Raw genomic sequence first — 12,751 nt, forward strand, 5'->3', positions numbered from 1 at the left:
TCAGGCCGACGCACTCAACGGGTGGAAGCTGAAATAGTTGCGCAGCGACGACACCAGCTCGTCGTATTCGCGAGGGGCCTGCAGCAGCATGAAGCCGGAATCGTAGTGCCCCGGGTTCTCGTCTTCGTGGCACCACAGGCAGCTGGCGGTGAGGTTGATCACGTGCAGCGCACCGGCGCGCCCGGGCACCTTGAGCTGCAGTTCGAAATCGGGGCCCACCAGCAGTGGCAGGTCGCTGATCAGCATCAGGCCGTCTTCGGACACATTGCCCAGATAACCGATGGGCAACCCGGTAAACCGGTTGAAGACCTTGAGGTAATACGGGAGCAGGTGACGCTCGATTCGACGTTCGGTAAACATGATAGGAGTCGCTGTCGAAGACCCTTGAGCAGGGTCGCGCTGGATCGTTCTGGTGTACCGCATGTACCTCACAAGCCTAGCGCAACCTGACTGCCCCGTCACATTCGGACCCGCGCACTTTAGTATTAACGTCAGTATCGACGTCGTTGCGCGGCCATCAACGCCAGGGGGTGCTGCTGGCCGGACGGGCGATGGCCGGCTCGCCATTGGGGCGATAGTGGCCAAGCTGCTCGAGGGTCTGCAGGCGGGCGCGGGCACGGTAGGCGTACTCGTTGCGCGGGTACTGGGTGATGATGTACTGGTAGGTCTGCGCCGCATCCACATAGAGCTTCTGGCGCTCCAGGCACTGACCGCGCAGCATCGACGCCTCGGGGTGGATGAACGGGCGCGCACGGCTGGTGCGGTCGACCTGCGACAGCTCGAGCATGACCTGCTCGCAGTTGCCGCGATCATAGGCGCGGTAGGCATTGTTCAGGTGATGGTCCATCGACCAGCGGGTGCAACCGACGACACTGGTCGCCAGGGCTAAAACGATCAAGGCTCGCATGGGGGGTCTCCTCTACTGAGCAGTGTATCGGCGCTTTCCTTGAAAGCTATAGGAGGAACAGCGGCAAGCGGACTGCATTGCGCTTGGCGCTTGCCACTCGTTCAACCGCCCCTCCTCCTCCCACCAAGGTAGTGCAAAGGAACAATGACTACAGCGATTTTCCGGAGTAGCCTTTCGCTGCGCTTCACTACAGGAGTCTGTGCATGACCATCCGCCGCACCAAAATTGTCGCCACCCTTGGCCCCGCCAGCAACTCGCCGGAAGTTATCGAGCAACTGATCCTTGCGGGTCTGGACGTCGCTCGCTTGAACTTCTCGCACGGCACCCCGGACGAGCACAAGGCTCGCGCCCGCATGATCCGTGACATCGCCGCCAAGCATGGCCGCCACGTCGCGCTGCTGGGCGACCTGCAAGGGCCGAAGATCCGCATTGCCAAGTTTGCCAACAAGCGAATCGAACTCAAGGTCGGCGACCGCTTCACCTTCTCCACGGCTCACCCGCTCACCGAAGGCACCCAGGATATCGTCGGCATCGACTACCCGGACCTGGTCAAGGACTGCGGCGTGGGTGACGAACTGCTGCTCGACGACGGCCGCGTGGTCATGCGCGTCGAAACCGCCAGCGCCGACGCCCTGCACTGCGTGGTGCTGATCGGCGGCCCGCTGTCGGACCACAAGGGCATCAACCGTCGCGGCGGCGGCCTGACCGCCCCGGCCCTGACCGAGAAAGACAAGGCCGATATCAAGCTGGCGGCCGAGATGGACCTGGACTACCTGGCCGTGTCGTTCCCGCGTGATGCCAGCGACATGGAATACGCCCGTCGCCTGCGTGACGAGTCCGGTGGTACTGCCTGGCTGGTGGCCAAGATCGAACGTGCCGAAGCCGTGGCCGACGACGAGACCCTCGACGGCCTGATTCGCGCCAGTGATGCAGTGATGGTGGCCCGTGGTGACCTGGGTGTGGAAATCGGCGACGCCGAGCTGGTGGGCATACAGAAGAAGATCATTCTGCATGCACGCCGCCACAACAAGGCGGTGATCACCGCGACCCAGATGATGGAGTCGATGATCCAGAACCCGATGCCGACCCGTGCCGAAGTGTCCGACGTGGCCAACGCCGTGCTCGACTACACCGACGCGGTAATGCTGTCGGCTGAGAGTGCTGCCGGTGCCTACCCGCTCGAGGCGGTACAGGCCATGGCGCGGATCTGCCTGGGCGCCGAGAAGCACCCTACCAGCAAGACCTCCAGCCACCGCATGGGCACGCAGTTCAGCCGTTGCGACGAGAGCATCGCGCTGGCGGCCATGTACACCGCCAACCACTTCCCGGGCGTGAAGGCGATCATTGCCTTGACCGAGAGTGGCTACACCCCGCTGATCATGTCGCGTATTCGTTCGTCGATCCCGATCTTCGCCTTCTCGCCGCACCGCGAGACCCAGGCGCGGGTTGCGATGTTCCGTGGCGTGTACACCGTACCGTTCGACCCTGCGGCGCTGGCGCCGGAGCAAGTCAGCCAGGCGGCGGTGGACGAGCTGCTCAAGCGTGGCGTGGTCGAGCAAGGTGACTGGGTCATCCTGACCAAGGGTGACAGCTACCACACCATCGGTGGCACCAATGGCATGAAGATTCTGCATGTCGGGGATCCGTTGGTCTGAAGTTGACCGGTTGTCACTAGAGCCCCGCCTTGATGGCGGGGCTTTTTTATGGGTGCCGATACGCCGGTGCCGGTGATCTTGAGCTGGCTTTGATCTGCCGGCCCTTCAGAAGGCCGAGTGGAGTCGCCATCCAGGATGGATAATCTCTCAACTCTGGATCAGTGGTTCCAATGACAGCGAGCATATCCAACATGAATACAGACGCCGAGGGCCCCTTCCGCTCTTACAGCGGCTTACTTTTTTCTTGGAAAAAGTAAGCAAAACCGCTCCGTCCATCATCAGGCCCTACGCTTCGCTACGGGGCCCCTCCCTCCGGCGCCGCTCCGGGGGCACGCGACCCGAGTTGCAAGCAACTCTAACAGTCGCTCGCTTCGGCTAACGCCGAAGGGGCTTCGCCCCGCCCCCTGCACGACACCTCCACTCGGCCTTCTGGGGGACGGAAGATCAAAATCAAAAGCAGATCAAGATCAAGAGCCAGAGCCAAGGCCAGCGCAAACGCCGCAGGAGCCTGCAGTACCTCCTTGTGGGAACAGAAGCTCAGGCATGCCCCACGAACACATCCGCAAACAGCTGATTACGCGGCAACCCCGCCAGAAACATCCCACGCGCAAACCGCTCCACACTCGACGCAGAGCCACAAGCCAGCGCAATCGTCTGACGCGATGCCAGACGCATCGGCCCCAACTCCTCCGGTATCAGCAACTGCACCTCCATCTGCGGGTGCCGCCGCGCCAGTTCATCCAGCTCCCGCTGCAGGTAATGCCCACCCGCCTCGCTCGCCACATGCACCACCCTGATCGCCCCCTGATGCTCCTGACGCAGCGCCTCGCGCACAATCCCCCACAGTGGCGCCAGCCCGGAACCCGCCGCCAGCAGCCACAACGGCCGGGCCTGCCAGTCCGGATCGTAATGCAGCGCGCCACCGCGCAACTCCCCCAGGCGCACCAGGTCGCCCACCTGCAACCCCCGCGCCGCGCTGCAGAACGCCCCGGCATGCCGGCAATCCAGGTGAAATTCAAGCCATTCATCCTCGCCCGGCACGCTGGCCAGCGAATACGGTCGCGCAACACCTTGCGCGCTCCACAGCACCAGATGCTGCCCCGCCTGATACCGCAACGGCCTGTCCGGTTGCAGGCGCAGGCGCAGCACCTGCGCGCCCAGCCAGTCCAGCGCGACGACCCGCGCCGGCGCCCCATCGCGCACCGGGTCGAACACCGCTACCTGCAGGTCACTCTCGACCCGACACTGGCAGGCCAGCCGCCAGCCCTCCAGGCGCTTGCCTTCGCTCAGCGCATCGGGCCTGGCATCGCCCGGCACACCCGCCAGACAGCGCACCAGGCAAGCATGGCAGCTCCCCGCCCGGCAGCTGTAGGGCACGCCCACGCCAGCCTCGTTCAGCGCATCCAGCAGGTTGCTGCCCTCGGCCACCTGCCAACTGCGCTCACCTACGCACAACTCAGGCATCCACCACCTCCCAGGCCGGCACACAGCGATTTCGGCCACTGCGCTTGGCGCGGTACAGCGCCTGGTCGGCACGGTGCAATGCATTGTCCAGGTCATCCTCGGCTGTCAGCAGGGTCATGCCGACCGACAGGCTCAAGGGCCCCACCTGCCCCTGCATCGCCGCCGAGGGCAACGCACCGAAGGCCTGACGCAGACGCTCGCAGCAATGTTCCAGGGCCTGGGCCGTGCAATCGGGCAACAGCAGCACGAACTCCTCGCCGCCATAGCGGGCCAGCACCGCGGCGTCGCACAGGTGCTCGCTGGCAACCTGGGCAAAGGCCTGCAGTACCCGGTCGCCGACCGCATGCCCGTGGGCGTCGTTGATGCGCTTGAAATGGTCCAGGTCGATCAGCGCCAGGCCATGCCGGCTCCCCATGGGCATGCTGGCCAGGGCATCGCTGGCCAGGCGCAGAAAATGCCGGCGGTTGAACAGGCCGGTCAGCTCGTCGGTGGCCACCAGTTCCTCCAGTTGCCCCATCATGCCGCGCAGGGTGTCCTGGTGCGCCTGCAGGGCGATGCGGCGCTGGCGCATGCGCTGGCGCGAGGCCTGCACGTAGCGGGCATACAGGCACAACCAGCACAGCACCACGAACAGCGTGCATACCTGCAACGCCGCCAGCGCCGGGTCCGACAGGCGCCCGTTGCCCCACTCCCACAGGTTCAGGCCGAGAAAGCTGCACAACACCACCAGCGCGCAGCGGGTGAACGAACGGCCGTTGAGGTGGAACAGGCCGAACATCAGGATCAACGGGTACAGCACCAGGAAGGTGCCACGGGCCTGGTCCAGGTTGGCCAGCAGCCAGGTTTGCCAGGCCGCTGCCAGCAGCACCTGGAACTCCGTGAGGCTGGGGTCGCGCCAGCGCAGGTTGACGCCACTGGCAAACACCCAGCCCAGCCACGCCAGGTTGAGCACCAGCAGCACACTGCTCGCGCCGATGACCGGCACCGGCGCCTGCACATGCCCGCCCAGCACGGCGACCCAGGCCAGCAGCAGCACCAGCAGGTAACTGCCGGCAGCCAGCAGGAAACGCTTGAGAAGAAGCTTTTGCAGAGCGGTTTCGGTCACGGGTGACTCACCAGGCAGCCGAGCGGCAGCGGTTGTGACGGGGGGCAGTCGGTACTGTAGGACGTGTTCGAAATAATTGCCACGCAAAAACAGTGCCTGGCAGCAGGCGACCATGGTTGGCCGCACTGGCGCGTGTACCGGCAGGCGATGCGCGCTATACTGCCGCGCCTTTTTGCGTCGGCCACTGCGTGTCGGCGCGCCTTGAAAGGTCATTGCGACGCCTCGGCCCGTGAACGTCGCGATACCTTAATGAATGTTCCCGTCTTTAAGAGGAGCGCGCTGCATGACCGTGATCAAGCAAGACGACCTGATTCAGAGCGTTGCCGACGCCCTGCAGTTCATTTCGTACTACCACCCCGTCGATTTCATCCAGGCCATGCACGAGGCCTACCTGCGTGAAGAGTCGCCGGCTGCGCGCGACTCCATCGCGCAGATCCTGATCAACTCGCGCATGTGCGCCACCGGCCACCGGCCGATCTGCCAGGACACCGGTATCGTCACCGTGTTCGTGCGCGTCGGCATGGACGTGCGCTGGGATGGCGCGACCATGAGCCTGGACGACATGATCAACGAAGGCGTGCGTCGCGCCTACAACCTGCCCGAGAACGTGCTGCGCGCCTCGATCCTGGCCGACCCGGCAGGTGCCCGCAAGAACACCAAGGACAACACCCCGGCCGTGATCCACTACTCGATCGTCCCTGGCGACAAGGTCGAGGTGGATGTCGCGGCCAAGGGCGGCGGTTCGGAAAACAAGTCGAAGATGGCCATGCTCAACCCGTCCGACTCGATCGTCGACTGGGTGCTCAAGACCGTTCCGACCATGGGCGCCGGCTGGTGCCCGCCGGGCATGCTCGGCATCGGTATCGGCGGTACTGCCGAGAAGGCCGCGGTGATGGCCAAGGAAGTGTTGATGGAGTCCATCGACATCCACGAGCTCAAGGCCCGTGGCCCGCAGAACCGCATCGAAGAGATCCGCCTGGAACTGTTCGAGAAGGTCAACCAGCTGGGCATCGGCGCCCAGGGCCTGGGCGGCCTGACCACCGTGCTCGACGTCAAGATCATGGACTACCCGACCCACGCGGCCTCGTTGCCGGTGTGCATGATCCCCAACTGCGCAGCCACCCGTCACGCGCACTTCGTGCTCGATGGTTCCGGCCCTGCAGAGCTGGAAGCACCGTCGCTGGACGCCTACCCGGAAATCGTCTGGGAAGCCGGCCCGTCGGCCCGTCGCGTCAACCTCGACACCCTGACCCCGGAAGACGTGCAGAGCTGGAAGCCGGGCGAGACCATCCTGCTCAACGGCAAGATGCTGACCGGCCGCGACGCCGCGCACAAGCGCATGGTCGAGATGCTCAACCGTGGCGAAGAGCTGCCGGTGGACCTCAAGGGCCGCTTCATCTACTACGTCGGCCCGGTTGATCCGGTGCGCGAAGAAGTGGTTGGCCCGGCAGGCCCGACCACCGCAACGCGGATGGACAAGTTCACCCGTCAGATCCTCGAGCAGACCGGCCTGCTGGGCATGATCGGCAAGTCCGAGCGCGGCCCGACCGCCATCGACGCGATCAAGGACAACAAGGCCGTGTACCTGATGGCCGTGGGTGGCGCTGCCTACCTGGTGGCTCAGGCGATCAAGAAATCCAAGGTGCTGGCATTTGCCGAACTGGGGATGGAAGCGATCTACGAGTTCGACGTGAAAGACATGCCGGTGACCGTTGCGGTCGACAGCAATGGCGAGTCGGTGCACATCACCGGGCCTGCGCTGTGGCAGAGCAAGATCGCGCAAAGCCTGGCAGTGGAAGTGAAGTAAGCGCCAGCGCTACAAGCTGAAAGCTGAAAGCTGAAAGCTGAAAGCTGAAAGCGGCAAGGGAGTGATCCCTTGCCGCTTTTTTGTTGCCTGTACCGGCCTCTTCGCCGGCACGCCAGCGAAGGCTTTCAGAGGGTAATGCGCGTACCCAGCAACCCCAGGAACCCCGCCAGCCACGCCGGGTGCGCAGGCCAGGCCGGCGCACTGGCCAGGTTGCCCTGCACATGCGCCGCCGTCACCTCGATCTCGACGTAACGCCCACCCGCCAGGCGCACCTCCGGCGCACACGCCGGGTACGCACTGCACTCGCGCCCCTCCAGCACCCCGGCCGCCGCCAGCAGTTGCGCTCCATGGCACACCGCCGCAATCGGCTTGCCCGCCTGGTCGATGGCGCGCACCAGTTGCAGCACCTCTTCATTCAGGCGCAGGTACTCCGGCGCACGCCCGCCCGGAATCACCAGCGCGTCGTAGTCTTCGGCACGCACCTGGGCGAAATCGAAGTTCAGGCCAAAGTTGTGCCCCGGCTTCTCGCTGTAGGTCTGGTCGCCCTCGAAGTCATGGATGGCGGTACGTACCGACTGCCCGGCCGACTTGCCCGGGCACACCGCATGGACCGTGTGGCCAACCATCTGCAGCGCCTGGAACGGCACCATCACTTCATAGTCTTCGACGTAATCGCCGACCAGCATGAGAATCTTTTTCGCTGCCATTTCGTCAACTCCTTCTGATGCGGGGGAAAATCAAAAGAACCTCAGTCGCGCCGGTCCAGCAGGTTGACCACTACCCGGTCCAGCCAGCCCCAGATACGCTGTTTCACACGCCGCCACAGCGGCCGCGCCTGCCAGTCGTCCAGGTCGACCTGGCGGCTCAGGGCAAAGTCGCGCTCGAAGCTCGCCACCACGTCGGCGGTCAGTTGCGGGTCGATGGCCTCGACGTTGGCCTCAAGGTTGAAACGCAGGTTCCAGTGGTCGAAATTGCATGAGCCAATGCTCACCCAGTCGTCCACCAGCACCATCTTCAGGTGCAGGAAGCATGGCTGGTATTCGAATATCTTCACCCCTGCCCGCAGCAGGCGCGGGTAATAGCGATGACCGGCATAGCGTACCGAAGGATGGTCGGTACGCGGGCCGGTCAGCAGCAGGCGCACATCGATGCCCAGCGCGGCCGCGCGGCGCAAAGCCCGGCGCACCTTCCAGGTGGGCAGAAAATACGGCGTGGCCAGCCAGATACGACGCTTGCCGCTGATCAGCGCGCGCACCAGCGACTGCAGGATGTCGCGGTGCTGGCGGGCGTCGGCATAGGCCACCCGGCCCAGGCCCGGGCCTGCAACCGGCACCCGCGGCAGGTGCGCCAGGCCGAAATGGGTGGGTGGGCGCCACGCGGTGCGGCGCAGGTTGGAACGCCACTGGCGATCGAACAGCATCTGCCAGTCGGCCACCAGCGGCCCCTGCATCTGCACCATCACCTCGTGCCATTCGCTGACCGGCTCGCCCGGTGTCCAGAACTGGTCGGTGACCCCGGTGCCGCCGACCACCGCCCAGGCCTGGTCCACCAGCAGCAGCTTGCGGTGGTCGCGGTACAGGTTGCGCAGCCCCCGGCGCCAACGCAGGCGGTTGTACCAGCGCAACTCAACGCCGGCGCCCAGCAGGCGCTGACGCAGGCTCAAGGTAAAGGCCAGCGAGCCGTAGTCATCGAACAGGCAGCGTACCCGCACGCCGCGCTCGGCGGCCTGCACCAGCGCCTGCACCATGGCCTCGGCACACGCCCCGGCCTCGACCAGGTACAGCTCCAGGTCGACCTGGTGCTCGGCACCCATGATCGTCTGCAGCATGCGCGGGAAGAACTGCGGGCCGTCGATCAGCAGTTCGAACTGGTTGCCGGCACGCCATGGAAACACCGGCCCGGCCATTTCAGCGCGCCGTGAAGATCAGTACCGCACCCACCGGCACCGACAGGTTGATCGACTGCAGCCCGGCGAGCTTCTGCAACGTCTTGAGGCCGGGCAGCAGGTCGAAGTGATCGGCGCTCAGTACCAGCGGCTCCAGGGTCACCACCTGGAAACGCCGCTCGTCGAGCCGGGTGGCGAGCAGCTGCGCGTTGTAGCTGTGGGTCTTGCCGTGCAGGTTGACGGTCACCGGCAGGCGCAGTTCGACCTGGGCACCATTGGCCAGGTCGTTGATCGGACGCAGGTCGATCTGCGCCTGGATGGTCGCGTCGGGGTATTTGGCCACCTCGAACAGGTCGTTGCGCATGCGCTCGTCACGCAGCGGGATGCCGCTGCTGACCGAGTCCATCTCGATCTGCAGCTCGGCCGCACCCTTGCGATCGACCTTGCCATGCAGCACCAGAAAGCGATGCACCTCGGACACGTTGCCGTTCTTGCTGGTGATGAACGACAGGCGCGACGATTCGCCGTCCAGGTGCCAGTTGGCCTGGGCAGGCAGGCTCGCCAGGGCCAGCAGGGCGAGAGCGATTCGGGGCAGGCTGAACATGCAGGTTCCTGAAAGCGTAAAGCCGCCAACATTACCCGCCTGCCCGCACGGCAGCAAGCGACAGCCTGTGGCCATGCGGGCAGCCCGGCAACCTCAGGCCAGCCCGCTGCCGGCCCATGCCTTGGCCAGGCGCCTGGCCCGCGCCGCGCTGGCGATCTGCAGAATGCCCTGGTCGCGCTGCCACAGCTCGGCCCAGGGCCCCGGCGTGCTCGTCAGCGCCTGGTCGAGCTCGCCGCTCAGTTGCGAGAACTGCGCGAACAGGCCGCCCAGCAACAGGTGGAACGCCGCCGAATCGGCGCATTGCCGGCTGCCTTCGGCACACCCGGCCAGCAGCCCGATCAGGCGCAGCAAAAGCCCCTGCGGCCAGGCATTGGCGCGGCCTACCCCGTACAGCCAGGCGCTCAGGGCGCTCAGCACGTACAGGTCTTCCAGCGAGCGGAACGGCTTGACGTAGGCGTCCCAGCCGTCACCGGCCAGGCGTTCGCACAGGGCCTGTTCAAGGTGCAGGCGGGCATGCCCGACCTCAGGCATCAACGGCAGGCTCGGCAAGGGCTCCACGCGCACACCGGGCTCCCCCGGGTACACCACCGCCAGGCTCAGCCGAGGCGCCTGGCCCGGTGCTTCGCAGCGCGCCGCCACCAGCAGCCAGTCGGCGTCCGGCCCGGCGGTGACGAAGTCCTTGCTGCCGCTCAGGCGCAGCGTGTCGAGCGCCAGGCGCATGCCCATGTCGGCGGCGCGCACGCTGCGCCGCTCACTCGCACACAGGGCGCCGAGGCCCGCCGGGGCGCTGGGCCACAGCACGCGCAAGGCGGCCTGGTAGCCCACCAGAAACGCCAGCCCCGGGGTCGGCATGGCTTGCCCGCCCAGCACTGCCAGCTCGAACGGGCTGACCGTGCCGAGCTGCTCCAGCAGGCTGGCGTAGGTGTCGCCCAGGTTATCGGTTGCCAAGGGCGGAATGGGGTCGTTGAGTCGCTGCAGCCAGGCCATCGGCGTGCTCCTTGAGGGCTGTCATACAAGCATCACCAAAGCTTCATGGGGGTGACACCGCGTCTACCTAGGCTGAGCTTGCACAACATAGTCGACCGGCCGCAACCCCATGGCTGGCTTATGGAGACTCGCAATGACCCTGACTGCATGCCCTGGCGACACCCGTAACGAACGCCGTCTGCAGGCCGAGCGCCTGGTCGGCCCCGCCGCGCTGCACGAAGCCCAGGCATTGCGCTTTCGCGTGTTCAGCAGCGAATTCAAGGCCAGGCTCAAAGGCGCCGAACACGGGCTGGACATGGACGACTACGACATCCACTGCCAGCACATCGGCGTACGCGACCTCAACAGCGGGCACCTGGTGGCCACCACCCGCCTGCTCGACCACCAGGCCGCCAGCAGCCTGGGGCGCTTCTACAGCGAAGAGGAGTTCAGCCTGCATGGCCTGGGCCATCTGCAGGGTCCCATCCTTGAACTGGGGCGCACCTGCGTCGACCCGGCCTACCGCAACGGCGGCACCATCGCGGTGCTGTGGGGCGAGCTTGCCGAGGTACTCAACGAGGGCCGCTACAGCTACCTGATGGGGTGCGCCAGCATCCCCATGCAGGACGGCGGCGTGCAGGCCCACGCGATCATGCAACGCCTGCGCGAGCGCTACCTGTGCACCGAGCACCTGCGCGCCGAACCGAAGAACCCGCTGCCCAGCCTGGCACTGCCCGGCAACGTCATCGCCGAGATGCCGCCGCTGCTCAAGGCCTACATGCGCCTGGGCGCCAAGATCTGCGGCGAGCCGTGCTGGGACGAAGACTTCCAGGTGGCCGACGTGTTCATCCTGCTCAAGCGCGACGAGCTGTGCCCACGCTACGCCCGCCACTTCAAGGCGGCGGTGTGATGCAACGCCTGCGCGTGTATGCGCGAATCGTCCGGGTGCTGCTGGTGGTGCTGTTCGGGCTGGGCATGGCCAGCCTGTTCAGCCTGTACGAGCGCCTGCACCTGAGTACTCCCGACGACCGCCGCCAGCGCTGGTCGCAACTGTTCATGGCCCGGCTTGCCCGGGCCTTGCCGTTCAAGGTCACGGTGATCGGCAACCGCCCGCAGCAACCGATGCTGTGGGTCAGCAACCACGTGTCGTGGACCGACATTCCGCTGCTGGGCATGCTCGCGCCGATGTCGTTCCTGTCCAAGGCCGAGGTGCGCCAGTGGCCGGTAGCCGGCTGGCTCGCGCTCAAGGCCGGCACCCTGTTCATCCGCCGCGGTGGCGGCGACAGCCAGTTGCTGCGCCAGCAGATCGCGCGGCACCTGCAACAGGCCTGCCCGGTGCTGATCTTCCCCGAAGGCACCACTACCGACGGGCGCAGCCTGCGCACCTTCCACGGGCGCCTGCTGGCCAGCGCAATCGACACCGCCACGCCCGTGCAACCGGTGGCCGTGCGCTACCTGCGGGGCGGCAAGCCCGACCCCATCGCGCCGTTCGTGGGCGATGACGACCTGCTCTCGCACCTGCTGCGCCTGTTTGCCCACGACTGTGGCGAGGTGCAGATCCACCTGCTGGCACCCATCCAGAGCGCCGGCCAGGAACGTGCGTCACTGGCGTTCAATGCCCAGTTGGCGATCCACACGGCGTTGTTCGGCGCCCAGCCGGTGGCCCAGCCTCAGCGCCGCGCCAAGGCGGCCTGAGCGTCGGCCGCAAAGCCCTGCAGTTCGGGGTAGAAGTGGCGAAAGTCTTCCATCAGCGGGCCGTACAGCGCCTGTACCTCCTGCATCGCGCCTGCCATACCCTCGGGGCGTGACAGGCGCCGGGCGATACCGTTGAACACCTGTTCAAGCACCGCGAACTCGCGGTACGAGCCCAACCAGTCGTCCGCCGCCATGTACGGCGCAATCTGCGCCAGGCGCCCGGGCAGCTCGGGCTCGGCCGCCAGCACCTGGTACACGCGCCCGGTGAACTGGCTCAGCGGCTGCCGGGCATAGTCGTGCCAGTGCAGCGCCAGGCAGTGGTCGAAAAACACATCGAGGATGATCCCGGCATAACGGCGCCGCTCACGCGGAAAACGCGCCAGCGCCGCCAGTACCCGCGGGTGGCTGTCGGTGTACACGTCGATCTGGCGGTGCAGGCGGATGGCGGCTTCCAGCGGCTGGGCAAAGCGCCCCTGCAACGGCCCCTTGACGAAGTCGCCGTACAGGCTGCCGAGCAGTTGTTCGGGCTGCTGGCCGCCCAGGTGAAGGTGTGCGAGGTAGTTCATAGGCCGCAGTCTAGCACCGCTTGCCCGCTTGAATATCGTTATAACCCGATATAGCGATTCATGCGCACGACAGAACCAAATCATATTTGTATATCGC

At 65.8% G+C, this 12,751-nt stretch carries 13 protein-coding genes; 4 read left to right on the top strand and 9 right to left on the bottom strand.

Annotation, left to right across the window (positions count from 1 at the left end; translation table 11 throughout):
• Both NP552_RS12835 and NP552_RS12840 read right to left on the bottom strand, forming a co-directional pair.
• Entirely contained in the window at positions 1-360 is a 360-nt protein-coding gene (locus NP552_RS12835) for a PilZ domain-containing protein (RefSeq protein ID WP_043862124.1), read from the bottom strand.
• 157 nt (positions 361-517) lie between these two features.
• A complete protein-coding gene (locus NP552_RS12840) occupies positions 518-907 on the bottom strand; it encodes a tetratricopeptide repeat protein (RefSeq protein WP_043862123.1) in 390 nt (129 codons plus the stop codon).
• Between the two features lie 203 nt (positions 908-1,110).
• Here NP552_RS12840 and pyk point away from each other — a divergent pair, with 203 nt between their 5' ends.
• On the top strand, positions 1,111-2,562 hold the full coding sequence (pyk, locus tag NP552_RS12845) for a pyruvate kinase (RefSeq protein WP_043862122.1): 1,452 nt from the start codon (positions 1,111-1,113) through the stop codon (positions 2,560-2,562).
• Positions 2,563-3,099: 537 nt separating this feature from the next.
• Here pyk and NP552_RS12850 read toward each other — a convergent pair.
• On the bottom strand, positions 3,100-4,026 hold the full coding sequence (locus tag NP552_RS12850; protein ID WP_274096796.1) for an iron-sulfur-binding ferredoxin reductase: 927 nt from the start codon (positions 4,024-4,026) through the stop codon (positions 3,100-3,102).
• On the bottom strand, positions 4,019-5,131 hold the full coding sequence (locus NP552_RS12855; protein ID WP_054914813.1) for a GGDEF domain-containing protein: 1,113 nt from the start codon (positions 5,129-5,131) through the stop codon (positions 4,019-4,021). Before NP552_RS12855 ends, NP552_RS12850 begins: the two co-directional genes overlap by 8 nt.
• A 283-nt stretch (positions 5,132-5,414) precedes the next feature.
• Here NP552_RS12855 and NP552_RS12860 point away from each other — a divergent pair, with 283 nt between their 5' ends.
• Positions 5,415-6,938, top strand: coding sequence for a fumarate hydratase (locus NP552_RS12860; RefSeq protein ID WP_043862119.1), 1,524 nt, complete (start codon positions 5,415-5,417; stop codon positions 6,936-6,938).
• A gap of 125 nt (positions 6,939-7,063) precedes the next feature.
• Here NP552_RS12860 and NP552_RS12865 read toward each other — a convergent pair whose 3' ends face one another.
• From NP552_RS12865 to NP552_RS12880, 4 genes are all read right to left on the bottom strand, one after another.
• A complete protein-coding gene (locus NP552_RS12865; protein ID WP_043862118.1) occupies positions 7,064-7,645 on the bottom strand; it encodes a DJ-1/PfpI family protein in 582 nt (193 codons plus the stop codon).
• Between the two features lie 41 nt (positions 7,646-7,686).
• Entirely contained in the window at positions 7,687-8,844 is a 1,158-nt protein-coding gene (locus tag NP552_RS12870) for a phospholipase D-like domain-containing protein (RefSeq protein ID WP_054914815.1), read from the bottom strand.
• A gap of 1 nt (position 8,845) precedes the next feature.
• Positions 8,846-9,427, bottom strand: coding sequence for a YceI family protein (locus NP552_RS12875; protein WP_043862116.1), 582 nt, complete (start codon positions 9,425-9,427; stop codon positions 8,846-8,848).
• A gap of 93 nt (positions 9,428-9,520) precedes the next feature.
• A complete protein-coding gene (locus tag NP552_RS12880; protein WP_210014210.1) occupies positions 9,521-10,414 on the bottom strand; it encodes an acyl-CoA dehydrogenase family protein in 894 nt (297 codons plus the stop codon).
• Between the two features lie 133 nt (positions 10,415-10,547).
• Between NP552_RS12880 and olsB the strand changes: the two genes are divergently transcribed.
• Both olsB and NP552_RS12890 read left to right on the top strand, forming a co-directional pair.
• Entirely contained in the window at positions 10,548-11,303 is a 756-nt protein-coding gene (gene olsB / locus NP552_RS12885) for an L-ornithine N(alpha)-acyltransferase (RefSeq protein ID WP_043862114.1), read from the top strand.
• The gene (locus tag NP552_RS12890) at positions 11,303-12,088 is read left to right on the top strand and encodes a lysophospholipid acyltransferase family protein (RefSeq protein WP_196932593.1); all 786 of its coding nucleotides are present in this window, start codon (positions 11,303-11,305) and stop codon (positions 12,086-12,088) included. Before olsB ends, NP552_RS12890 begins: the two co-directional genes overlap by 1 nt.
• On the opposite strand, the gene NP552_RS12895 is transcribed toward NP552_RS12890, so the two are convergent.
• Positions 12,064-12,654, bottom strand: a complete 591-nt coding sequence (locus tag NP552_RS12895) for an acyl carrier protein phosphodiesterase (RefSeq protein ID WP_043862112.1) — start codon at positions 12,652-12,654, stop codon at positions 12,064-12,066. The two genes, NP552_RS12890 and NP552_RS12895, sit on opposite strands and share 25 nt — an antisense overlap.
• Positions 12,655-12,751: the final 97 nt, after the last annotated feature.

Source organism: Pseudomonas sp. 8209 (assembly GCF_028682105.1).
Taxonomy (GTDB): Bacteria; Pseudomonadota; Gammaproteobacteria; order Pseudomonadales; family Pseudomonadaceae; genus Aquipseudomonas; species Aquipseudomonas palmensis.

Coding starts and splice junctions, on each gene's coding strand:
- NP552_RS12875 (WP_043862116.1), bottom strand. CDS start 9,427: ATGTTCAGCCTGCCCCGAATCGCTCTCGCCCTGCTGGCCCTGGCGAGC.
- NP552_RS12840 (WP_043862123.1), bottom strand. CDS start 907: ATGCGAGCCTTGATCGTTTTAGCCCTGGCGACCAGTGTCGTCGGTTGC.
- NP552_RS12865 (WP_043862118.1), bottom strand. CDS start 7,645: ATGGCAGCGAAAAAGATTCTCATGCTGGTCGGCGATTACGTCGAAGAC.
- NP552_RS12880 (WP_210014210.1), bottom strand. CDS start 10,414: ATGGCCTGGCTGCAGCGACTCAACGACCCCATTCCGCCCTTGGCAACC.
- NP552_RS12890 (WP_196932593.1), top strand. CDS start 11,303: ATGCAACGCCTGCGCGTGTATGCGCGAATCGTCCGGGTGCTGCTGGTG.
- pyk (WP_043862122.1), top strand. CDS start 1,111: ATGACCATCCGCCGCACCAAAATTGTCGCCACCCTTGGCCCCGCCAGC.
- NP552_RS12835 (WP_043862124.1), bottom strand. CDS start 360: ATGTTTACCGAACGTCGAATCGAGCGTCACCTGCTCCCGTATTACCTC.
- olsB (WP_043862114.1), top strand. CDS start 10,548: ATGACCCTGACTGCATGCCCTGGCGACACCCGTAACGAACGCCGTCTG.
- NP552_RS12850 (WP_274096796.1), bottom strand. CDS start 4,026: ATGCCTGAGTTGTGCGTAGGTGAGCGCAGTTGGCAGGTGGCCGAGGGC.
- NP552_RS12895 (WP_043862112.1), bottom strand. CDS start 12,654: ATGAACTACCTCGCACACCTTCACCTGGGCGGCCAGCAGCCCGAACAA.
- NP552_RS12870 (WP_054914815.1), bottom strand. CDS start 8,844: ATGGCCGGGCCGGTGTTTCCATGGCGTGCCGGCAACCAGTTCGAACTG.
- NP552_RS12860 (WP_043862119.1), top strand. CDS start 5,415: ATGACCGTGATCAAGCAAGACGACCTGATTCAGAGCGTTGCCGACGCC.